A 19,838-nucleotide genomic window follows, 5' to 3' on the forward strand; every position below is an offset into this window, starting at 1 on the left:
AAAAATCGGCCCACGGCATAATATGCCGATAAAAATCAGGGTCGACCAACAGGGAAATCCCAGATGACAACGATGACCGACCCTCCCAAGGCGTCGTTTCAGCTATCTATGCTGATCTACGACACCCGGTATCGCTCTTACACATTTCAATTTATCGCTCTTGCCCTTCTGATTGCGCTTATGGCGTTTTTGGGCATCAACCTTGTCAAGAATCTTGCCGAGCAAGGTCAGAACATCTCTTATTCGTTCCTTGGCGAGCCGGCAGGCTATGACATCAACCAGCGACCGATTGAATACGATAGCCAATCCAGCCACATGCGCGCCGCCCTTGTCGGGATGATCAACACGCTGATCGTTGCCTTTCTCGGCTGCATCACCGCGACGATCTTTGGTGTGACCGCAGGTATCTTGCGTTTGTCGCCCAACTGGCTCGTTCGCAAGCTCATGGCGATCTATGTCGAGGCATTCCGCAATGTGCCGATTCTGATCTGGATCCTGATCATTTTCACCATCATGACGGCGGTTCTGCCGCCGCCAAATGCGTTTCGGGGCGACAATGCGACGTCCAGCATGTTCATGGATGCGGTCGCCTTTACCAATCGCGGCGTCTATACCCCGACCCCGATCTGGGGCAGCGGATCGCTTGTGGTGGTGCTGACCTTCCTGGCGTCGATCGTCGGAATTTTCATGTACCGCCGCTATGCCACCAAGCTTTTGTATGACACCGGTAAGCTTTTGCCGACAGGCTGGCCATCGCTGGCCATTCTGGTTTTGCCGACGCTGATCATGTTCTTCATCCTCGGTCAGCCGATCTCGCTCGACTATCCCGCACTCAAGGGCTTTAACTTTCAGGGTGGCTTGCATATTCGCGGTTCGCTGATTGCCTTGTGGTTCGCTTTGGCGATCTACACCGGGGCCTTTATCGCAGAAAACGTGCGTGCCGGTATTCAGGCGGTGTCAAAAGGCCAGACCGAGGCGGCGGCGTCGCTGGGTCTTCGGCCCAAGCGGATCATGAACCTTGTGATCCTGCCGCAGGCGCTTCGGGTGATCATCCCGCCGCTGATCTCTCAGTACCTCAACCTGACCAAGAACTCGTCGCTGGCCATCGCCGTTGGCTATATGGACCTGACCGGCACACTGGGGGGGATCACCCTCAATCAGACCGGTCGCGCGATCGAGGCGGTTTTGCTTTTGATGTTGTTCTATCTCACCATCAGCCTTGCGATTTCGGCGGTGATGAACGTCTACAACAACAGCATGAAACTAAAGGAGCGCTGAGCCATGTCACATGAACAAATCGGATTCGTGCGCACCGAAATGCTTCCGGAATCGGCGCCGCCGCTGGCGTCCACCGGGATTGTGAAATGGCTGCGCGAGAACCTTTTCTCGTCTCCTGCCAACAGCCTTCTGACCGTGGTTTCCGTTCTGGTCGTCTATCAGATCGTCACCTCTGCGGCGCCATGGTTCTTTAACGGCGTCTGGGACAGCCCGAGCCTGACGGCTTGCCGCGAGATCCTTGACGGCAAGACCGGCGGCTGTTTCGCGGTGCTGAGCGAGCGCTGGAATCAATTGCTCTTCGGCTTCAAATACCCCTCTGAGCTTTACTGGCGTCCGGGGCTGGCCTTTGTGCTTTTGTTCATTGCCGCCGCGCCGCTTTTGTTCGGCAAGGTGTTTCCGCGCAAGATGCTGATCTTTACCGGGCTTTACCCGTTCATCGCCTTCTGGCTTATCTGGGGCGGGCCTGTGTCCACGCCGGTCTTTGCCCTGCTGGGGGTTCTGTTCGGTGCCTTCGTTTACACCAAGATGGTCAAGACCAGTGCCGGGATCGCGGTAATCGTGTCCTTCGTCGCGGCCTTGGTATTCTGGATCGTGTCGGGATATCTCTCGGGACCGTTCGAAAACATCATGGCGCTTGAGGCGATCCCATCGCGGGATATGGGCGGCTTTATGATCAACCTGATGCTGGGCGTGATCTGTGTGTCGCTGTCGGTTCCCCTCGGTATTCTGCTGGCGCTCGGGCGTCAGTCGTCGATGCCGATCATCAAATGGATCTGCGTGGTCTTCATCGAGTTCATTCGCGGCGTGCCTTTGATCACGCTGCTGTTTGTTGCGAACGTCGTGCTGGCGTATTTCCTGCCGCCAGGCACAAACTTTGACCTGATCCTGCGGGTGATCATCATGATCACCATGTTCTCTTCGGCCTATATCGCCGAGGTGATCCGGGGCGGTCTTGCGGCCCTGCCGCGTGGCCAGTACGAGGCCGGCGACAGTCTGGGGCTTGATTACGCGCAATCCATGCAGCTGATCATTCTGCCCCAGGCGCTCAAGATTTCGATCCCGGGGATCGTCAACGTGGCGGTGGGCCTGTTCAAGGATACGACGCTGGTCTCGGTTATCTCGATGTTCGACATCGTGGGGATGATCCGTGGCCCGATCCTGTCGTCATCCGAATGGAACGGCGTCTATTGGGAACTGTTCGGCTTTGCCGTCGTTCTGTTCTTCATCACATGCTACGGCATCTCGCAATATTCTCAGTGGCTGGAGCGTCAGCTTCAGACCGATCATCGTTAAGGAGGCCCAGTATCATGGCCGCAGAAAAACAACTGAACGTCTCGGACGAGGTCGCCGTCGAGATCAACAAGATGAACAAGTGGTACGGGTCCTTTCACGTGCTGCGCGATATCGACCTGACCGTCTATCAGGGCGAGCGCATCGTGATCGCCGGGCCGTCAGGCTCGGGGAAATCGACGCTGATCCGCTGTATCAACGCGCTTGAGCAGCATCAGAAAGGCTCGATCACGGTGGATGGCACGATCCTGTCCAACGACCTCAAGAATATCGACAAGATCCGGTCAGAGGTTGGCATGGTGTTTCAGCACTTCAATCTGTTCCCGCATCTGACGATCCTTGAAAACTGTACCCTGGCCCCGATCTGGGTGCGCAAGACGCCCAAGAAAGAGGCCGAGGAAATCGCGATGCATTTCCTTGAAAAGGTCAAGATCCCCGAGCAGGCCGACAAGTATCCCGGTCAGCTTTCTGGTGGTCAGCAACAGCGCGTGGCGATTGCTCGCAGCTTGTGCATGCGTCCGCGCATCATGCTGTTTGACGAACCCACCTCGGCACTTGATCCGGAAATGATCTCGGAGGTGCTCGACACCATGATCGAGCTGGCCGAAGAGGGCATGACCATGCTTTGCGTGACCCACGAAATGGGTTTTGCGCGCAAGGTTGCCAATCGTGTGATCTTTATGGATCAGGGCCAGATCGTGGAGCAGAACGAACCCGAAGAGTTCTTTAACAACCCGCAATCCGAGCGGACCAAGTTGTTCCTGAGCCAGATTCTGGGGCATTAAACCGACACTCCTGCGCCGTTTGTCGATGTGGGATTGAGTATGTTTGCCAAGAAGAAACAGGGGACCGGTTTTCATGCCGGTCCCTTTTCTGTTGCCTGCGTTATAGGGTTTGGTGGGCGCGTAGCCGTCTGCGGCTTTTCAGCCACGCATCGCCACGGCCTGCACCTTGATCTTTGCGCCATAGGGCAATGCCGCGGCCTGATAAATCGTGCGCGCGGGCGGGTTTGTGAACAGCGCGCCATAAAGCGCGTTTATGGCCGCGACATCGCGGGTCATGTCGATGAAGGCGATGTCGACATAAACGATATCAGAGCGTTCAAAGCCCGCATGTTCAACGATGCGGAACAACAGCTCGAACGCGCGCTCGGCCTCTTCGTGCGCACTGCCGGGGCGATAGCCGTCGTCGTAGGTCGCGAGCTGTCCCGAGATGTGACAGGTGTTGCCAACCACCACCGCCTGAGAAATTGGCGAGGGTGGCACCGGCGTGCCGGGAACCTGAGTGATATAGTGTTTGGCCATGCTCTTTGGGTTACCTTTTTAGAGGGCGCCGGACATTCCGGCGCTTGACAGCGCTAGTCTGGATGAAATCAGGTGATGGCGGAATGACGTAAAGATATCAAAATCGGACAGCATCTGATGCATGACGCCTATCCTGTTACGGTTGTTACATTTCCGCAGGCTTTGCTTTTGGATATTGCCGGGCCGGTGCAAGTCTATACCACTGCGAACACGCTTGCGGGAAAGCCGCTCTACCGGGTGCAGCTTGCGGCCATGCCGGATATGCCAAACCCTGCCACCGATAGTGGCCTGTGCCTGTCGCCGACGCTGGATTTCACCGGGGACTTGCCGCGCGGCGATCTTTTGGTGCCGGGCGGGCCGGGGGTGGATACGCTGATTGGCGACGCCGCCTTTCCCGCCACATTGGCCCGACAGGCCGCGCACCAGACCCGGCTTGTCTCGATCTGCTCGGGGAGCCTGCTGAGTGCGGCGGCGGGCCTGTTGGATGGCAAGGAGGCCACCAGCCATTGGGTGCGCGGCCCTGACCTGAGCGCGCGGTTTCCGGCGGTTCGCTGGCGCCCCGATGCGATTTTTACCATTGACGGCGCGATCTGCTGTTCGGCCGGGGTCACGGCGGGGATCGATCTTATCCTTGCGCTGGTCGAGCGTGACCATGGCAGCGCCCTTGCGCTTGATATTGCCCGCGAGATGGTTGTCTATCTGCGCCGTTCGGGGGGCCAGACGCAATACTCCCGCCCGCTGCAGGCGCAACAGTGCACCGGGCCGCGCATCGCGCCGCTTTGCGCGGCTATCGCCGATGATCCCGTTGCCGGTTGGACGGTGGGGCGCATGGCCGAGGTCGCCAATATGACGGATCGCACGTTGCACCGGCATTTCCTGCGTGATCTTGGTCAAAGCCCGTCAGCCTATGTGATGACCTTGCGTCTTGATCTTGCCCGGAGCCTTCTTGATCAGGGTGCGCGCAATCTGGCGCAGGTGGCACGTGCGGCAGGGTTTCGCAACGAGCAGGCCATGCATCGTGCGTTTTCACAGGCGCTTGGCATGCCTCCGGGGGCCTACCGTGATCGCTTTTGCGGGCGGGGCGTAGAGGCGGATTAAACCCAAGCCTTCTGGCGCGCCCTGAGCTGTGCAATCTGGTGGCGCAGATCATCGTCAATCGCGCCGTTGCGTGGGGCATCGCGCAGGGTATCGACCAGATGATCGGGGCGCGTGCCACCCTGGCGTGTCCAGCTTAGGGCGGCGAGAACCGCGCGGGCGGGTTCGGGCAGGCGGGCGGGTATCTGATGCCCGTTCAGCGTGGCCCAGACCCCGGCCCAAAGCCGCCCCACCGTCCAGGGATTATAACCGCCCCCACCCAGAACCAGAAAGCGCGGGGCGAGCGCACGCAGCGCCTTGACCGTGGCCCAATGGGCGTTGTTGGACAGCTCCAGCCGCGCCAGCGGGTCCTCAGCGACCGCATCGGCCCCGCATTGCAGCACGATCGCCTCTGGCCGCATCGCCTGAAGAGCGGGCAGGATCACCTCATGCAGGGCCATGGCAAAGCCGCTGTCGTTGGTTCCGCGCGCCAGCGGCAGGTTGATTGCCTGAGCGCCCGCGCGGTCGTCAAGCGCGCCGGTAAAGGGCCAGCGGCGGGCCTCGTGCGTCGAGATCATCAAAACACGCGGTTCGCCGTGAAAGGCCGCCGCCACACCATCACAGTGATGCGCGTCGATATCCACATAGGCCACACGTGCCAGCCCCTGCGCGAGGAAGGCCTTGATCGCCAGAACCGGGTCGTTGAGATAACAAAACCCGCCAGCGTGATCGGCCATGCCATGGTGGGTGCCGCCGCCGGGGTTATAGACCACACCGCCTTGCGCCAATAGGTCTGCGGCCAGCAGAGAGCCCCCCGCCGACGTGGCGGGTCGGCGAAACATTTCGCCAAAGATCGGGTTTGAGAGCGTACCCAGCTGATGGCGCGCGCGGGTTTCAGGGCCGACGGCGCCATCGGTCTCGGCGGCTTGCAGGGCCGCGATATAGCGCGGAGTATGAAAGGCCATCAGGGCGGAGGGTTTGGCGCGGGGGCTGTTGATATATTGTGCCTGCGTCAGCCAGCCCATCGCCCGGCTCAGGTCAATGACAGTGGGCACGCGCGGGATGCTGAGCGGATGGCGAGCGCCATAGCTTGAGCCGCGATAAATCTCTGATCCGATGAACAGTGGGGCCTGCATCGCGCGCGGGATCTCAGATCAGGTCGCGGGGGATCACGAAGGCCTCGACCTCTGCGGTGCCGGGCCTGAGGTCGGCCCAATCGGCAATCTCAAACCGCGCTAGAAGGGTCGCGCCGGTGGGATAATCATTAAAGCGCTCGTGGTCGGGGGGATCGGCCACAAGATCTTCGGCCAATTCCGCGATGCCGGGATTATGGCCAATCATCAGGACGGTCTTGCCGATTGCGCCTTGCAATTCGGCAAGCATCTCTTGCGCTTCGGCAAGGTAAAGCGATTTGAGGAGTGTGGGCGGCGTCGAAAGCCCCATAAGGCCACAGGTTTCCTGCGTGCGCTTGGCTGAGGAACACAGGATCTCGTCGGGGAGGAGCTTGCGCGCCTCTAACCACTTCCCAAGCGCCTTGGCCGAGGCCCTGCCGCGAGCGTTTAGCGGGCGGTCATGGTCGCGCTGTCCGGCGCTTCCCCAGTCGGATTTTGCATGCCGCATCAGGATCAGGTGACGTGTCATCGAAAGGCCCTCATGTGAAAGGCGGATTGCGCCGTCTGTCGCCCATAGCTCTGGCTAAGGGGGCAGGCACGGCGCACCGCGCACCCTTGATCCATACAGTCGTTTTCGCGCCGGTCCAGATCATTCTTGCAGCGCGGCACGTCATAATGATCGCCTTGCAACGCGTCCACGGGACAGGCGTCACGGCAGGGCTGTGTGGCGCAGGTATCGCAGGGCGAAGGGCTGGCGGGCGGCAGCGGGATGCGCTCTGCAAAGGCCAGTGCCCCGCGATAGGATACCATCAGCCCGGCGCGGTCATGCACCAGAAGGCCTACAGGCGAAAGATGCGCGCGCCCGCTGCGTTTGGCCCAGTCGATGAAGGGCTGATAGGGGGGGCCACCAAAGGGAAAAACGGCCCTTGCGTCAAGAGCGCGGGCCAGATCGCCAATCACCCGCTCTGACCAGCGGTTCATCGGGTCAGGCGCGCCGTCACTGTATTCGGGCGAGGCGGTGAAATGCGTCCAAAAGCCGGGCTCGTCGGGCCCGAGCAGGATCAGACTCTGCATGCCGGGCAGTTCACCGGGGCGCAGGTGCAGCGCGCCGAAGGGTGCAAGATGCACGGCGGCGGCAAGGGCGCTTAGCCTGTCATGCATTGTCATTTACTCCGAAACGGCAGGGTCAGCGACCAGCCAAGCCGTGAGGGGCGGTCATCCTGCCATTGCAGGCCGATGGTCATGGCGTCATGGCCCTTGGTCGGTTGGGCGATATAGGTGCCGAACATCCGGTCCCAGATTGACAGGGAAAACCCATAATTGCTGTCATGTTCGTTGCGGATATCGGAATGGTGGACGCGGTGCATATCCGGCGTGACCAGCACCCGGCGCATGATCGCATCAAGCCAGAGCGGCAGGCGGATATTGGCGTGGTTGAACATGGCGGTGCCGTTCAGGATGATCTCGAACAGGATGATGCCGATGGCGGGCGGCCCCAGGAGATAAACAAGCCCTATCTTAAGCAGCATGGAAAAGGCGATCTCGACCGGGTGAAAGCGGATCGCGGTGGTCACGTCGATATCGCGATCGGCATGATGCACCCGGTGAAACCGCCACAGAAGCGGCACCTTGTGGGTGATCAGGTGCTGCGCCCAGATGGCGAAATCAAAGATCAGCACCGTCGCCACCACCGTCAGCCAGAGCGGCAGATCAAGCGCGTTCATCAGGCCCCAGCCATTGGTTTGTGCGTCCACTGCGGCGCCCACGGCGAGAAGGGGCAGCGCGAGCGCCAACAGGCGCAGCGTGAGTGAATCAAGAAGGGTCATGGCCCAATTGGTGATCCAGCGGGTGCTGCGCGGTTGCGTCCGGGCGCGGCGCGGCACAAGGGCCTCGATCACCGCAAAGAGGGTGAAGAGGCCGGTAAAGGCAGACAGGCGAATGAGGGCTTCGTGCTCCATGATCCAGAGCCTAGCGCAATTGCGCCGCCGCACAAGGCCGCGGCGTGCGCCGTCGCGCAAATGTCCGGTTCAGGCGCGGATCAGCGAGCCGGCACCATGTTCGGTGAACAGTTCCAGAAGCGTGGCATTGGGCGCACGGCCATCAAGGATCACCACGGCGCGCACGCCGCCCGCAATCGCGGCAAGCGCGGTTTCGGTCTTGGGGATCATGCCGCCGGCGATCACGCCATCGGCGGTCATCTGGCGAATCTGGCCCGGTGTAAGCTCGGTCACGACATGGCCCGAGGCATCGCGCACCCCGTCGATATCGGTCAACAGCAAAAGCCGGTCCGCCTTGAGAGCCGCGGCAATCGCGCCGGCGGCTGTGTCGCCATTGATATTGTAGGTTTCGCCGCCCCGCCCCGCACCAAGCGGCGCAATCACCGGGATCGCATCATCGTTGAACAGGGTATGCAGGAAATCGACATTGATCTCGCTCGGGTCACCCACAAGCCCAAGATCGGGGCTGGCAGGGTCGCAGGTGATCATGTTGGCATCCTTGCCCGAGAGGCCGACCGCCTTGCCGCCCTGACGGTTGATCGCCTGAACGATGCGTTTGTTCACCCGCCCGGAGAGCACCATTTCGACCACTTCCATCGTGGCCTCATCGGTGACACGCTTGCCGTTGACGAACTCGGATTTGATATCGAGCTTTTCGAGCATCTGGTTGATCATAGGCCCGCCGCCATGCACGATCACCGGGTTCACGCCGACCTGTTGCATCAGAACGACATCGCGCGCGAAGGTATCCATCGCCTCGTCGCTGCCCATGGCGTGACCGCCAAGCTTGATGACGACAATCGCATCCGTGTAGCGCTGCAGATAGGGCAGCGCCTCTGACAGGGTGCGGGCGGTGGCGATCCAATCGCGGTTCATATCTCTGGTCTTCATCTCTGTTGTCCCTTGGCCCTTGCGGTTATCCCCGCAAGTCGACCCTCATGCAAGTGCCCGCGTGCGAGCGCTATTCCAGCGTAGCGATGGTGGCGCGCAGGGTGGCGATGCCTTCGCCCTTTTCGCTGGAGGTCAGGATAAGTTCGGGAAAGGCCGCCGGATGCGGGGCAAGACGGCTGCGCACCTGCGCCAAAAGCGCCTCGCGGTCACCGTCCTTGATCTTGTCGGTCTTGGTCAAAACGCATTGAAAGGTCACGGCGGCGCTGTCGAGCAGGCTCATGATCTCTTCGTCAACGGGCTTGATGCCGTGGCGCGCATCGACAAGCACGAAGGCGCGGCGCAGGGTCTGGCGACCGGACAGGTATTGCTTGAGCAGGGCCTGCCATTTCTGAACCACCGCAACCGGCGCATTGGCAAAGCCATAGCCCGGCAAATCGACAAGATAGTGGCTCTCGCCCATGGTGAAATAGTTGATTTCCTGGGTCCGGCCGGGGGTGTTGGAGGCCCGCGCAAGCGCCTTGCGCCCGGTCAGCGCATTGATCAGCGTCGATTTCCCGACATTCGAGCGTCCGGCAAAACACACCTCAAGCCGGTCAGCGGGCGGCAGGCCGGACATATCAACCACGCCCTTGAGAAAGTTGATCTCGCCGGCAAACATCTTGCGGCCAAGCTCGGATGTGGCGTGATCGGGCTCGTCGGCGATGGGAAAGGGAAGCTTCTGCATCATAGCACCTTAACGCTGTCGCCCACGGTGATCCGGCCCGTGGTCGTGACCTCGGCATAAATGCCAAAGTTCTGATGATCCCAATACGTGTTCAGCGCGTCCAGCGTATCCAGATCACGCAGGCCGGTCTTGGGGTTCGCGGTGGTGGCAAGGCAGCGCTTGATGGGTTCTTTCACCGTAAGCTCTGCGGTGCCGATCCTGATGGTTTTACCGATCCAGTCAAATTCCTGCCAAGGCTCAAGACCCTCAAGGTGCAGATTGCCGCGCCACCGCAGGGCAGAGATATCATCCACGCCCATTTTCTCCGCCAAATCCGTGTTGGACGCCAGATTAAGCAGGCTCACCGAGGGGTAATCGGTATCGGTCATTCCGCGACCCTCGAGTTTATAAAGGCGCGCTGGCTGTGCGCGGTTCGCATCCATCAACGGGCGCACCCAATCGAGAAGCCTGTCCTCTTCGTCATCGGGACGAAAGGTCAGGTCGGGGCGGTCCGGGTGGCTAAGGGTCAGTGTGCCGGTCGCCTCATCGCTGCTGGCATTGATGGCCATCAACCCAGCGGTTTTCGAGCCGCGCGAAAAGTTGACACAGGCGGCCCATTCGCCGGGGGGCACATTAGCGGCGTCATGCGCCACGGCCCAACGGCGATCCCACGGCATCGCCTGCCCCCTGGTCAGGGTCACGGTGGTCAGCGCCTCACGCCCATGCGATTTGATGGGGTGGCGCCAAAGGGCGCTGACCTTTGCCATTACTTCTTCTTGTCCGCTTCGGCCTTGGCCCCGCCGCGCTTGAAGCTGGACAGGATATTGCCAAACACATCCGGCTTATACCCCTGGCTGCGCATGATCAGGTACTGCTGGGTGAAGGTGATCGTGTTGTTGGCAATCCAGTAGATCACCAGCCCGCTGGCAAAGCTGCCGAGCATGAACATGAACACCCAAGGCATCCAGGCAAAGATCATCTTTTGCGTCGGATCGGTCGGGGCCGGGTTCAGCTTTTGCTGAAGCCACATCGACACACCAAGGCAAAGCGGCAGGATGCCGATGAAGATCAGCGCGAGGATCGAGCCCGGCTCTGGCGCGGCCCAGGGCAGAATGCCCCACAGGTTATAAAGCGACGAGGTGTCGGGCGCCGAGAGATCCTTGATCCAGGCGATCCACGGCGCATGGCGCAGTTCCAGCGTGACGAAGATCACCTTGTAGAGCGAGAAAAAGATCGGGATCTGCAACAGGATCGGCAAACAGCCCGAGGCGGGGTTCACCTTTTCCTTCTTGTAGAGCGTCATCATCTCTTTTTGCAGGGCCTGACGGTCGTCACCCGCGGTTTCCTTGATCTTCTCCATCTGCGGCTGAAGCTCTTTCATCTTCGCCATGGAGACATAGGATTTATAGGCCAGCGGCAGCACGAGCGCCTTGATCAGAAGGGTCAGCGCGATGATCGCCCAGCCCATGTTGCCGATCAGTGCATTGAGCCAGTGCAGCACGGCAAAGATCGGCTTGGTCAGGAAAAAGAACCAGCCCCAGTCGATCGAATCGAGGAAACGGTCAACGCCTTCCTCGTCCTGATATTGCTTGATCGTCGCCCATTCCTTGGCACCGGCAAACAGGCGGCTATCGGCGCTTGCGGTTGCGCCCGGTGCAACGGTCTGTGTCGCAAGCACGGTCTCGGTCTGATAAATCCCGCGCTGAGGGTCGAATTTGCTGACGGCTTTATAGGGGTTGCCGGGGCTCGGGATAAGCGTGGCCATCCAATAGTGGTCGGTGAACCCGATCCAGCCACCTTCGGCAACTTGCGTGACACTGGCCGGGGCACCTTCGCGCGGGTTGAAGGCATAGTCCTCGACATCGTCATAATCGATTTCGCTCAACTCACCATCGGACAAGGCGATCAGGCCTTCATGCAGGATGAAGAATTTCTTGATGTCCGCGGGAATCCCATGGCGCGCGAGAATGCCATAGGGGGCAAGGCTGACCGGGGCGTTACCGGTGTTTTCAACCGATTGGCGGACCGAGAACATGAAATCCTTGTCGACGCTCAGCTCGCGGCGAAATTTCAGGCCCGCGCCATTGTCCCAGGTCAGGATGATCGGGCTGTCGGGTGCAAGGGTTTCACCGCTCTCGACGCTCCAGATGGTGTTGGCACCGGGAACGCTCTCGCCGGTCAGGCCGGCGCCGGGCGCCCAGCCATAAAGCGCATAAAAGGGTTCATCGCTGCCCACCGGCGCCAGCAGGCTGACGATGTCAGAGTCGGGCTCGATGGTTTCGCGATAGTTTTTCAGGAACAGCTCGTCGATGCGCCCGCCCTGAAGGGAAATCGAGCCTTGCAGGCTTGGCGTGTCGATGGTCAGGCGCGGCGCGCTTGCCTCGGCTACGACGGCTTCGGTGCTTGTGGCATCGGCCGTGGTCACGTCACCTGCGGCGGCCACCGGTGCGGTGGCGTCCTGAGGGGCGGTGGCGACTGGCGCGTTCGGATCGACTACCGGTGTTTCGGGCGGGGGAAACACCACGAACCACACCAGAATAACGATGAAACTTAGCGCAGTCGCAAGGATTAGGTTCTTGTTCTGATCATCCATGTCCACTGACCACTTCTTTGTTGCATGTCAGGGGCGGTTCAACAGAGTGCGGATCAAAAGGTCAAGCGGATTCCGGGTTTTGGGCCGAATGCGCGGGGATTCATCGCAGGCTTTAGCCGGTGATGCGGCCAATAACCGGCGGCGCGTGAACTTTGGCCTGATGGGTGGCGATCCAATCGGCGGTTTCATCAAGCGGCATCGGGCGGGCAATGCCATAGCCCTGGACGTGGCCACAACCAAGCTGCGCCAGAATCGTGTGTTCGCCCGCGCTCTCGACACCTTCGGCCAGCGTTTCCAGCCCCAAACGCTCTGCCATCGAGAGGATCGCCGAAATCATGCGCTGTTGTTCGACGTCGCGGTCGACCTTCATCACGAACGACCGGTCGATCTTGAGGCGGTGCACCGGAAACCGGCGCACTGACGAGATTGACGCATGACCGGTGCCGAAATCATCAAGGTCGATCAAGCATCCCATTTCGGCCAGGGCATTTATATTGCGCGCAACCGTGTCATCCGGCGATGTGGCCACAACAGTTTCCAGAATCTCTACGGTCAGACGCTTTGGCGCAACGTTGCAGCGGTCAAGTTCCCATTCGACCTTCTCGGCCAGACGCGGATTGCGAAGCTCGTCGGGCGAAAAATTCACGCCGACATGGGGAATGTCAAAGCCGATGTTGTCCCAGGTCTGGATCGCCTTGAGGGCATTGCGCAACATCGCATCGCCAAGTTGTTCCAGCCGCCCGGTAGAGGCAAGCACCGGGAGGAATTCCGCCGGCAGCATCAGGCCAGCCCGCGGATGAACCCAACGCGCCAGTGCCTCAAAGCCGCTGATCTGGCCGGTGTCGGTGGAAATCTGAGGCTGAAACCAGCTTACGAACTGGCCGCTTTCAAGGGCTTTTTCCAATTCATCGGCAATCCGGTGGGGCGCGGTGCCGCGCATGCCCCGGCTGTAGGCACGCACCTTTGACGGGCCGTGGCGCGAGGCGTCTTTCAGGGCCGTGATGGTGGCATCAAACATCGATTTGCCGCTGCTGTTTGGGGCGTGCCCGTCAAGGCAAAGACCGATGGAGACCGAAATATAGGCGGTCGTGGTGCTGATCGAAATCGGCTCTTCGACCGTGGATTGCAGACGCTCGGCCAGTTCCAGGGCGGGTTCAAGCCCGAACTGGCGCACCGGGGCAAGCAGAATGCCGATCTGGCCGTTTGCCAGGTTGAACAGCTGATCAGAGCTGCGCAGCGCGCGGGCCAGCCGGTCAAGACAGCGGGTGGTGATCATATCGGCTGTGGCGCGGCCATAGCGGTTCAGCAGCATATCAAAGTCGTCTATCTGAATGGCCATGCATGCCGATTGAAGCGATTTCTTGCGCGCCCGCGCCAGAACACGGTCAAGCTCGTTTCGCATCAGGTTGGTGTCGCCGCTATCTGGCACCTGAAGCTCAATTGTCTCGCCGACCGTGCGATGTCTGGGGTAAAATACCAATAGTATCAGGGGTATAGCCAAAACAATCGCCGCCGCCCCAAGCCAATAGGCGGCCAAGACAGAGGCGGATAAAAAGGCCACCGATTGCGGCCCGCGAGAGGCCTGCGAAAACGCGAGTCTTGCGTTGTGAAACAGGGACTTGAGATAGATGTGCATCGCGGATCCTGAGCTTTTGCAGATCAGGTTAGCGTGCATCGGTTAATGAAGTTTGGGCATCGCCTCGGGATTTGCGTCAAGTTTTATCGAGTTGGTCTCGAGTCCTGCAAAATCAAACAGCTTCGGATCAAGAAGATGCGAGGGGCGCGCATTCATCAGCGCGCGGAACATTACCTGGCGGCGACCGGGTGAATTGGCCTCCCATCCGTCAAGGATCTGCTTGACCTGCTGGCGTTGAAGGCCGTCCTGGCTTCCGCAGAGATCGCAGGGGATGATCGGATAGTTCATCGCGCGGGCAAAGCGGTCGCAATCGGCTTCGGCCACATGCGCGAGCGGGCGATAGAGGAACAGGTCGCCCTCTTCATTGACCAGCTTGGGCGGCATCGTCGCCAAGCGCCCGCCGTGAAAGAGGTTCATGAAGAAGGTTTCAAGAATATCGTCGCGGTGATGGCCAAGAACCACCGCCGAACAGCCTTCTTCGCGGGCAATGCGGTAAAGATTTCCGCGCCGCAACCGTGAACACAGCGCGCAGAATGTGCGCCCGGCGGGAATCTTGTCCATGACGATGGAATAGGTGTCCTGATACTCGATCCGGTGGGGCACGCCGCGCGCCTCAAGGAACGCTGGCAGAACTGTCGCGGGAAAGCCGGGCTGGCCCTGATCAAGGTTGCAGGCCAAAAGATCGACCGGCAAAAGACCGCGCCATTTCAGCTCGTAGAGCACCGCCAACAAGGTATAGCTGTCCTTGCCGCCCGACAGGCAGACCAGCCACTTCGGTGTTTGCCCGCCGTCGGCCTGACGCGCGCCGGGCTCGATCATGCCATATTGCTCGATCGCCTCGCGGGTCTGACGGACAATGCGCTTGCGCAGCTTTTTGAACTCGGTGCTAGACGGAGCGCCGGAAAAAAGGGGGTGAATATCGTCATGATCATCAAGCATAGCGAGGCTTTAGAGGCTTTGCCTGCGCCGGGCAAGAGGTGTTGCGGCATGCCAGACAGTACCCGCTCTGGCCCAGTGCGGGGCCGGCGACCGGGTCAGGTGAGCAAATCCCACCGGCACAAAGGCGCTCTCGGCCTTGGTGGGCATTGCTGCTGTCCGTCACCCCCGCCCGATATAGGGCATCTTGGTCGCCATCACGGTCATGAACTGGACGTTGGCCTCGGGCGGCATCTGCGCCATGTGCAGGACCGAACGCGCGGCCTCATTGACATCCATCATCGGCATCAAGGTCGCCTCGGGGTTTTCCGCCAGAATGCGCGCATTCAGGTCATCGACCAATTCGGTCCGGGCATTGCCGATGTCGATCTGACCACAGGCGATATCAAAGGCGCGCCCGTCAAGAGAGAGGCTCTTGGTCATGCCGGTGATCGCGTGTTTGCTGGTGGTGTAACAGATCGAACCGGGGCGCGGATTATGCGCCGAGAGCGAGCCGTTGTTGATAATCCGCCCACCCTGTGGGTCCTGGTGGCGCATCTGTGCGAATGCCAGCCGCGCGGCGATGAACATGCCCCGGACGTTGACGTTGATCACCTGGTCAAAGGCGTCGACATCGACCTCGTCAATCGGCGCAGAAGGGCCGAACATGCCGGCATTGTTGAACAGCGCATCAAGCCGGCCCGCCTTGGCGGTAAAGCCGTCAAAGGCGGTCTGCATAGCGCCCGGATCGGTCACGTCGCATGGCAGGGCGGTGGCGTTTTCATGGCGGTCAGCGATGTCTTCAAGCACGTCGGCGCGGCGCGCGATAAGGCCGACCTGCCATCCCGCGTCAAGAAACACCTCTGCCGTGGCCCGGCCAATACCCGAGCTTGCCCCGGTGATCACGATGGATTTCATTCTTCTTCCTCCAGTTTCAGCGGCACAGGTGCAGTTTTAAGATCGTCCACGCCCAGGGGAACACTCGGTTTTGACAAACGATTGCGCACCACCCAATGAAGCCGCTCTTCGGCGCGGGTGATCGCCACATAGGCAAGGCGCTTCCAAAGTGGCTGACCGGCCTCGGACCGGCCCATGCGCGCGGCGGCATAGATATCGGGGGAAAACACCTGAACATCGCGCCACTGGCTGCCCTGGGCCTTGTGGATGGTCACCGCCGCCCCATGCAAAAAGGTCGCCCCCATATTGGCGGCAAAGGGGATAAAGGGCTCTTCCTCGTCGGGCTTTTCGATCTTGATGATGCTGGCGGCGCTGACCTGCGGGTCTTCGGCGCCGACTACATGCAGGCGCGAAAACCCCGTGCGCCGACCTGGCCCGAGATAGACAACCTGCGCGCCCTTGATGAGACCGCGCGCCTCAAGATCGAGGCGTTTCTTGCGGTGTTTGAGGGGCAATTCGATGCCGTCGCAAATCAGCGGCTCGCCGGGCAAAAGCTCGGTCTCGGGGGCGCCATGAACGGCGCGGAATGCATTGATAAGGCGGATGCGGGTGGCATTGCGCCAGACAAGAACCGGGCTCCGGGCCATAAGATCGACCTCGACACGCTGTGCCCATTGCACGCGTTCGTCACGCGCGGCGGCCTGTTCGATCATCCTCTCGAAATCGTAAAATTCAAGGGCCGGGTCGGCAAGCGCATGCGCCAGATCAAGGATAGGATTATCCGCATCCTGACGATGAACACGGCTCAACTCGAGGCGCGCGGGCGCAGGCAGTTTTTCAAACACCATCCCGCCCTCGGATTTCACCGGGGCAAGCTGTGCCGGATCGCCAAACAGCAAAAGCGTCGGGAAAATATCCTTGAGATCGTCAAGCTGCTTTTGGTCAAGCATGCTTGCCTCATCGACAAAGCCAATATCCAGAGGGTCTTCGCGCCGCTTCCAGCCGGTAATGAAATCCGAGCCGCGCAAGCCAGCCGCAGCAAGGGCGCCGGGAATGGATTTCTGCCCCTGATAAAACGCCAAGGCGCGGTCAAGCGCCAGATCGGTCAGCCCTTCGATCTCGGGGCGCTCGCCCTGCCCCGCCAGCCACTCGGCGATCTTTTCATATTCGGGGTGATAGACCGGGGTATAAAGAATGCGGTGAATGGTGGTGGCCGGCACCCCGCGCAGGCGCAGAACGCTGGCCGCCTTGTTGGTCGGGGCAAGAATGGCAAGGGTGCGCCGATCCGGGCGCTTGCGCCCCTCGTAATCGCCCGAAACAATATCAACACCCGCCTCTTCGAGCGCGTGATAAAGCGCCGCGAGAAGCAGGGTCTTGCCCGATCCGGCCTTGCCCACAACGGCCATCACGGCCTGTTTTCCCTCTTGCAGCGGGGTCAGCATCGAGTCGTCAAGATCGACACCTGCGCCGCGCAGCATCTGGGAAATGCGGTCATGCGCTTCGGCCTGATCGGGAGAGTATGTAAGCGCCTGATTTGTCATGGCGCGACCCTAGCGTCACGCCCCGCCCGGCACCAGCGAAAGACGCAGATTTAGGGCGCGCTTTGCCTCAGGCGGACAGCGCCGGCGTCGCGCCGACCGCGCGCCGGAACCAAAGCTCCGATACCTCGGGCGAGAGGCCCGCCCGCTGAGCCACTCGCAACCGCGAGTCATCGCGAAAGCTCCAGAGGCCAACGCTGATCTGATCCCGCCCTTCGCCCATTGAGCCGACAATCGTCGGGGATGCGCCAATCATCCGGTAAATCCGCACCATCCGCGCATCGAACACGCCGACGTATTGCTTGATGCCAAAGCCGCGCATCACCTCGCCGCCCGCCAGCATGAGCGCGCCGGCCACATACGGCGCCGCGCCGCGCGCAAGGCAAAAGCGGGTGCATTCCCAAATCTCAGGGTCCGAGATCTTTTTGCCCCCGGTCAAATGGCCGAAATACTCGTTCACCATCACCCGGCCAGTCGTGGGCAAAAGCCGCATTGATCCGCCATGGCGCCCATCCGTCCCCTGCCAGATCACATAAAGAGGGTTCAACGCATCGTATTCGTCACGCTCTTCGCCCGAGGGGGTCACCGAGACATCCCAGCCAAGGCGTTCCCTGAACTGATCCGCGCGGTCGCGAAACATCGTGTCGCGCAGGCGTGGGTACTGATCCAGATCCTTCGCAAAAATATAACGCAGCATGAAAGCCCCCTCGTTTGTCTGCAATAGGGCTAGCGCGCAATTCTTAAGGGCCGATTGCCCCTGCGTGCGGTGCAACACCCTGGCTCTTAAAGGGCCTTGACCTCGCGCCGGGGCCTTCCCTATTGCAGGACCAACAGATACTGTCTGGCAAAAATACCGGGGGGTGCCTTTTGGGCAGCACCCCCGACATCAGGGGAAGCGGCACATGGCGCATATTATTGTCGTCGGAAACGAAAAAGGCGGCGCGGGCAAATCAACGGTGTCGATGCATGTGGCATCCGCGCTTGCGCGCATGGGCCACAAGGTCAGTGCGCTTGATCTTGACCTGCGCCAAAAGACCTTTGGCCGCTATTCCGAGAACCGCGCCAAGTTTATCGAAAAATCCGGGCTCGACCTGCCGAGCCCGCGCTATCACGACCTGCCCGAGGTGGATCAGGATCAGCTCAAGCCCGGCGAAAACGTCTATGATCGCCGCCTTTCGGCCGCCGTGGCCGAGCTTGAAACCGACAGCGATTTCATCATCATCGACTGCCCCGGTTCGCATACCCGGCTAAGCCAGGTCGCCCATAGCCTTGCCGACACCCTGATCACACCGCTCAACGACAGCTTTATTGATTTCGACCTGCTGGCCCATATCGACAGCGACGGCAAGAAAATCCTCGGCCCTTCGGTTTATTCCGAAATGGTCTGGAATGCCCGGCAATTGCGCGCGCAGGCGGGGCTCAAGGCCATCGACTGGATCGTGGTGCGCAATCGCATGGGCGCGCAACAGATGGTGAACAAGAAAAAGATGGGCGAGGCGATTGATAATCTGGCCAAGCGCATCGGCTTTCGCGTGGCGCCGGGCTTCAACGAGCGGGTCATCTTCCGCGAGCTGTTTCCGCGCGGCCTTACCCTGCTTGACCTCAAGGATATCGGGGTAAAGGGGCTTAACATCTCGAACATCGCCGCGCGCCAGGAATTGCGCGACCTGATCAAGGCGCTGAAGCTGCCGGGGGTCGAGGTCACGTTCTGATCGACCCGGCCTAGATGCGCGGCTGAACTGCGAGTCTTGCGCGTTTGCGAGAGCGCAGAAGGATCAGATTCGACACGAACAGCACGCCGATCACCACCACCCCGCCGGTGATCGCCCAGGGGCCGGGGTCTTCGCCCACTACCCACCAGACCAAAAGCGGCGCAAGCACCGATTCCAGCAGGATCAGAAGCGCCACCTCGGCCGAGCTTATGTAACGCGGGCCGAGGGTCAAAAGACAGGTCGAGACGCTGATGAACGCGCCATGCGCCAATATCAGGGGCCATTGGTTTGCAAACACCGGCCCCGGCGTGGCCATCGGCCACATCACAAGCGACGCGCCCAGAAAGGCCAGCGGAATGGCCGGGATCATCGAGGTGGCGCGCACCTGTCGCGCGGCGGTCATCGCGGCGGCAAAGCTCGCCGAGACTGCCAGCGCCACCAGATCCCCCTGCCAGCTCGCGCCCTTGGTCTCGCCCGATCCCCAGGCGATGATGCCAAGGCCCACAAAGACCCCCATCATCGTGAACACCATCCGTCGGCTGATCGGCTCGCCCAGGAACACCCGGCTGAACACGGCGGCGAAAACCGGCATCGAAGCGATGATGAAGACCACATTGGCAACGCTGGTCCAGCTCACCGCAAGCACAAACCCGGGCGCGGTGGCCGCGATAAGAACGGTATAGATCAGCCCCGGAACGCCGGTGCGTGCAACACTCGCAAAGCCGCGCGTGCCCTCAAGCGCCAGAACCCCGATCAGGATCACCGTGCCCGCCGTCACCCCGCGCCAGAAAGAGATCGTCGGCGCATCCGCCGCGATCAACCGCACGAAAAGCGAATCCGGCACGACGAAAAGAACGCCAAGCGCGGTGATCAAGAGGCCTTTGAGATGCTCATTCAT

General features: G+C 60.7%; 20 protein-coding genes. 5 read left to right on the forward strand and 15 right to left on the reverse strand.

Going from position 1 to position 19,838, the window contains the following annotated elements:
- The first annotated feature begins 63 nt into the window (after positions 1-63).
- Genes BUB78_RS09120 through BUB78_RS09130 form a run of 3 tightly spaced genes read left to right on the forward strand, consistent with a single transcriptional unit; the run spans position 64 to position 3,353 of the window.
- Entirely contained in the window at positions 64-1,278 is a 1,215-nt protein-coding gene (locus BUB78_RS09120; RefSeq protein ID WP_073197309.1) for an amino acid ABC transporter permease, read from the forward strand.
- A 3-nt stretch (positions 1,279-1,281) separates the two neighbouring features.
- Positions 1,282-2,571 (forward strand): amino acid ABC transporter permease, encoded by a 1,290-nt coding sequence (locus BUB78_RS09125; protein WP_073197311.1) that lies wholly within the window; start codon positions 1,282-1,284, stop codon positions 2,569-2,571.
- Positions 2,572-2,585: 14 nt separating this feature from the next.
- Positions 2,586-3,353 carry an amino acid ABC transporter ATP-binding protein gene (locus BUB78_RS09130; RefSeq protein WP_073197313.1) on the forward strand — a complete coding sequence of 256 codons (768 nt, stop codon included), beginning with the start codon at positions 2,586-2,588 and terminating at the stop codon, positions 3,351-3,353.
- Between the two features lie 138 nt (positions 3,354-3,491).
- Here BUB78_RS09130 and BUB78_RS09135 read toward each other — a convergent pair whose 3' ends face one another.
- On the reverse strand, positions 3,492-3,872 hold the full coding sequence (locus BUB78_RS09135; protein ID WP_073197315.1) for a RidA family protein: 381 nt from the start codon (positions 3,870-3,872) through the stop codon (positions 3,492-3,494).
- Between the two features lie 117 nt (positions 3,873-3,989).
- On the opposite strand from BUB78_RS09135, the gene BUB78_RS09140 reads away from it, so the two are divergent.
- A complete protein-coding gene (locus BUB78_RS09140) occupies positions 3,990-4,970 on the forward strand; it encodes a GlxA family transcriptional regulator (RefSeq protein ID WP_073197316.1) in 981 nt (326 codons plus the stop codon).
- Here the strand turns inward: BUB78_RS09140 and BUB78_RS09145 are convergent.
- The 13 genes from BUB78_RS09145 to BUB78_RS09205 all read right to left on the reverse strand — a co-directional run bounded on the left by BUB78_RS09145 (position 4,967) and on the right by BUB78_RS09205 (position 17,925).
- Positions 4,967-6,082 (reverse strand): acetoin utilization protein AcuC, encoded by a 1,116-nt coding sequence (locus BUB78_RS09145; protein WP_073197318.1) that lies wholly within the window; start codon positions 6,080-6,082, stop codon positions 4,967-4,969. The genes BUB78_RS09140 and BUB78_RS09145 overlap by 4 nt on opposite strands.
- Positions 6,083-6,095: 13 nt before the next feature.
- Positions 6,096-6,587 carry a SixA phosphatase family protein gene (locus BUB78_RS09150; protein ID WP_073197320.1) on the reverse strand — a complete coding sequence of 164 codons (492 nt, stop codon included), beginning with the start codon at positions 6,585-6,587 and terminating at the stop codon, positions 6,096-6,098.
- Positions 6,584-7,219, reverse strand: coding sequence for a ferredoxin (locus tag BUB78_RS09155; RefSeq protein WP_170865047.1), 636 nt, complete (start codon positions 7,217-7,219; stop codon positions 6,584-6,586). Before BUB78_RS09155 ends, BUB78_RS09150 begins: the two co-directional genes overlap by 4 nt.
- 2 nt (positions 7,220-7,221) lie before the next feature.
- Positions 7,222-8,016, reverse strand: a complete 795-nt coding sequence (locus BUB78_RS09160) for a sterol desaturase family protein (RefSeq protein WP_073197324.1) — start codon at positions 8,014-8,016, stop codon at positions 7,222-7,224.
- Positions 8,017-8,085: 69 nt separating this feature from the next.
- A complete protein-coding gene (gene argB, locus BUB78_RS09165) occupies positions 8,086-8,946 on the reverse strand; it encodes an acetylglutamate kinase (RefSeq protein ID WP_073197326.1) in 861 nt (286 codons plus the stop codon).
- A gap of 70 nt (positions 8,947-9,016) precedes the next feature.
- The gene (gene yihA, locus BUB78_RS09170; protein ID WP_073197511.1) at positions 9,017-9,670 is read right to left on the reverse strand and encodes a ribosome biogenesis GTP-binding protein YihA/YsxC; all 654 of its coding nucleotides are present in this window, start codon (positions 9,668-9,670) and stop codon (positions 9,017-9,019) included.
- A complete protein-coding gene (locus BUB78_RS09175; RefSeq protein ID WP_073197328.1) occupies positions 9,670-10,416 on the reverse strand; it encodes an MOSC domain-containing protein in 747 nt (248 codons plus the stop codon). The genes yihA and BUB78_RS09175 overlap by 1 nt, the downstream gene beginning before the upstream one ends.
- A complete protein-coding gene (yidC, locus tag BUB78_RS09180; protein WP_073197330.1) occupies positions 10,416-12,242 on the reverse strand; it encodes a membrane protein insertase YidC in 1,827 nt (608 codons plus the stop codon). The genes BUB78_RS09175 and yidC overlap by 1 nt, the downstream gene beginning before the upstream one ends.
- A gap of 112 nt (positions 12,243-12,354) precedes the next feature.
- Positions 12,355-13,878, reverse strand: coding sequence for a putative bifunctional diguanylate cyclase/phosphodiesterase (locus BUB78_RS09185; protein ID WP_073197513.1), 1,524 nt, complete (start codon positions 13,876-13,878; stop codon positions 12,355-12,357).
- Between the two features lie 42 nt (positions 13,879-13,920).
- Positions 13,921-14,817 (reverse strand): tRNA 2-thiocytidine(32) synthetase TtcA, encoded by an 897-nt coding sequence (gene ttcA / locus BUB78_RS09190; RefSeq protein ID WP_073197332.1) that lies wholly within the window; start codon positions 14,815-14,817, stop codon positions 13,921-13,923.
- A 159-nt stretch (positions 14,818-14,976) separates the two neighbouring features.
- Entirely contained in the window at positions 14,977-15,711 is a 735-nt protein-coding gene (locus BUB78_RS09195; protein ID WP_073197334.1) for an SDR family oxidoreductase, read from the reverse strand.
- A complete protein-coding gene (locus BUB78_RS09200; protein ID WP_073197336.1) occupies positions 15,708-17,231 on the reverse strand; it encodes an AAA family ATPase in 1,524 nt (507 codons plus the stop codon). The genes BUB78_RS09195 and BUB78_RS09200 overlap by 4 nt, the downstream gene beginning before the upstream one ends.
- A gap of 67 nt (positions 17,232-17,298) precedes the next feature.
- Positions 17,299-17,925 carry an acyl-homoserine-lactone synthase gene (locus BUB78_RS09205; protein ID WP_073197338.1) on the reverse strand — a complete coding sequence of 209 codons (627 nt, stop codon included), beginning with the start codon at positions 17,923-17,925 and terminating at the stop codon, positions 17,299-17,301.
- Positions 17,926-18,130: 205 nt separating this feature from the next.
- Here BUB78_RS09205 and BUB78_RS09210 point away from each other — a divergent pair, with 205 nt between their 5' ends.
- Complete coding sequence (locus tag BUB78_RS09210; protein WP_073197340.1) at positions 18,131-18,940, forward strand: division plane positioning ATPase MipZ; 810 nt, start codon at positions 18,131-18,133, stop codon at positions 18,938-18,940.
- Positions 18,941-18,950: 10 nt separating this feature from the next.
- Here BUB78_RS09210 and BUB78_RS09215 read toward each other — a convergent pair whose 3' ends face one another.
- Entirely contained in the window at positions 18,951-19,838 is an 888-nt protein-coding gene (locus BUB78_RS09215; RefSeq protein ID WP_073197342.1) for a DMT family transporter, read from the reverse strand.

Source organism: Roseovarius marisflavi (assembly GCF_900142625.1).
GTDB lineage: Bacteria > Pseudomonadota > Alphaproteobacteria > Rhodobacterales > Rhodobacteraceae > Roseovarius > Roseovarius marisflavi.

Coding starts and splice junctions, on each gene's coding strand:
- BUB78_RS09150 (WP_073197320.1), bottom strand. CDS start 6,587: ATGACACGTCACCTGATCCTGATGCGGCATGCAAAATCCGACTGGGGA.
- BUB78_RS09205 (WP_073197338.1), bottom strand. CDS start 17,925: ATGCTGCGTTATATTTTTGCGAAGGATCTGGATCAGTACCCACGCCTG.
- BUB78_RS09195 (WP_073197334.1), bottom strand. CDS start 15,711: ATGAAATCCATCGTGATCACCGGGGCAAGCTCGGGTATTGGCCGGGCC.
- BUB78_RS09120 (WP_073197309.1), top strand. CDS start 64: ATGACAACGATGACCGACCCTCCCAAGGCGTCGTTTCAGCTATCTATG.
- BUB78_RS09175 (WP_073197328.1), bottom strand. CDS start 10,416: ATGGCAAAGGTCAGCGCCCTTTGGCGCCACCCCATCAAATCGCATGGG.
- BUB78_RS09145 (WP_073197318.1), bottom strand. CDS start 6,082: ATGCAGGCCCCACTGTTCATCGGATCAGAGATTTATCGCGGCTCAAGC.
- BUB78_RS09125 (WP_073197311.1), top strand. CDS start 1,282: ATGTCACATGAACAAATCGGATTCGTGCGCACCGAAATGCTTCCGGAA.
- BUB78_RS09155 (WP_170865047.1), bottom strand. CDS start 7,219: ATGCATGACAGGCTAAGCGCCCTTGCCGCCGCCGTGCATCTTGCACCC.
- yidC (WP_073197330.1), bottom strand. CDS start 12,242: ATGGATGATCAGAACAAGAACCTAATCCTTGCGACTGCGCTAAGTTTC.
- BUB78_RS09200 (WP_073197336.1), bottom strand. CDS start 17,231: ATGACAAATCAGGCGCTTACATACTCTCCCGATCAGGCCGAAGCGCAT.
- BUB78_RS09130 (WP_073197313.1), top strand. CDS start 2,586: ATGGCCGCAGAAAAACAACTGAACGTCTCGGACGAGGTCGCCGTCGAG.
- BUB78_RS09210 (WP_073197340.1), top strand. CDS start 18,131: ATGGCGCATATTATTGTCGTCGGAAACGAAAAAGGCGGCGCGGGCAAA.
- BUB78_RS09160 (WP_073197324.1), bottom strand. CDS start 8,016: ATGGAGCACGAAGCCCTCATTCGCCTGTCTGCCTTTACCGGCCTCTTC.
- BUB78_RS09140 (WP_073197316.1), top strand. CDS start 3,990: ATGCATGACGCCTATCCTGTTACGGTTGTTACATTTCCGCAGGCTTTG.
- BUB78_RS09215 (WP_073197342.1), bottom strand. CDS start 19,838: ATGAATGAGCATCTCAAAGGCCTCTTGATCACCGCGCTTGGCGTTCTT.
- BUB78_RS09185 (WP_073197513.1), bottom strand. CDS start 13,878: ATGCACATCTATCTCAAGTCCCTGTTTCACAACGCAAGACTCGCGTTT.
- yihA (WP_073197511.1), bottom strand. CDS start 9,670: ATGCAGAAGCTTCCCTTTCCCATCGCCGACGAGCCCGATCACGCCACA.
- argB (WP_073197326.1), bottom strand. CDS start 8,946: ATGAAGACCAGAGATATGAACCGCGATTGGATCGCCACCGCCCGCACC.
- ttcA (WP_073197332.1), bottom strand. CDS start 14,817: ATGCTTGATGATCATGACGATATTCACCCCCTTTTTTCCGGCGCTCCG.
- BUB78_RS09135 (WP_073197315.1), bottom strand. CDS start 3,872: ATGGCCAAACACTATATCACTCAGGTTCCCGGCACGCCGGTGCCACCC.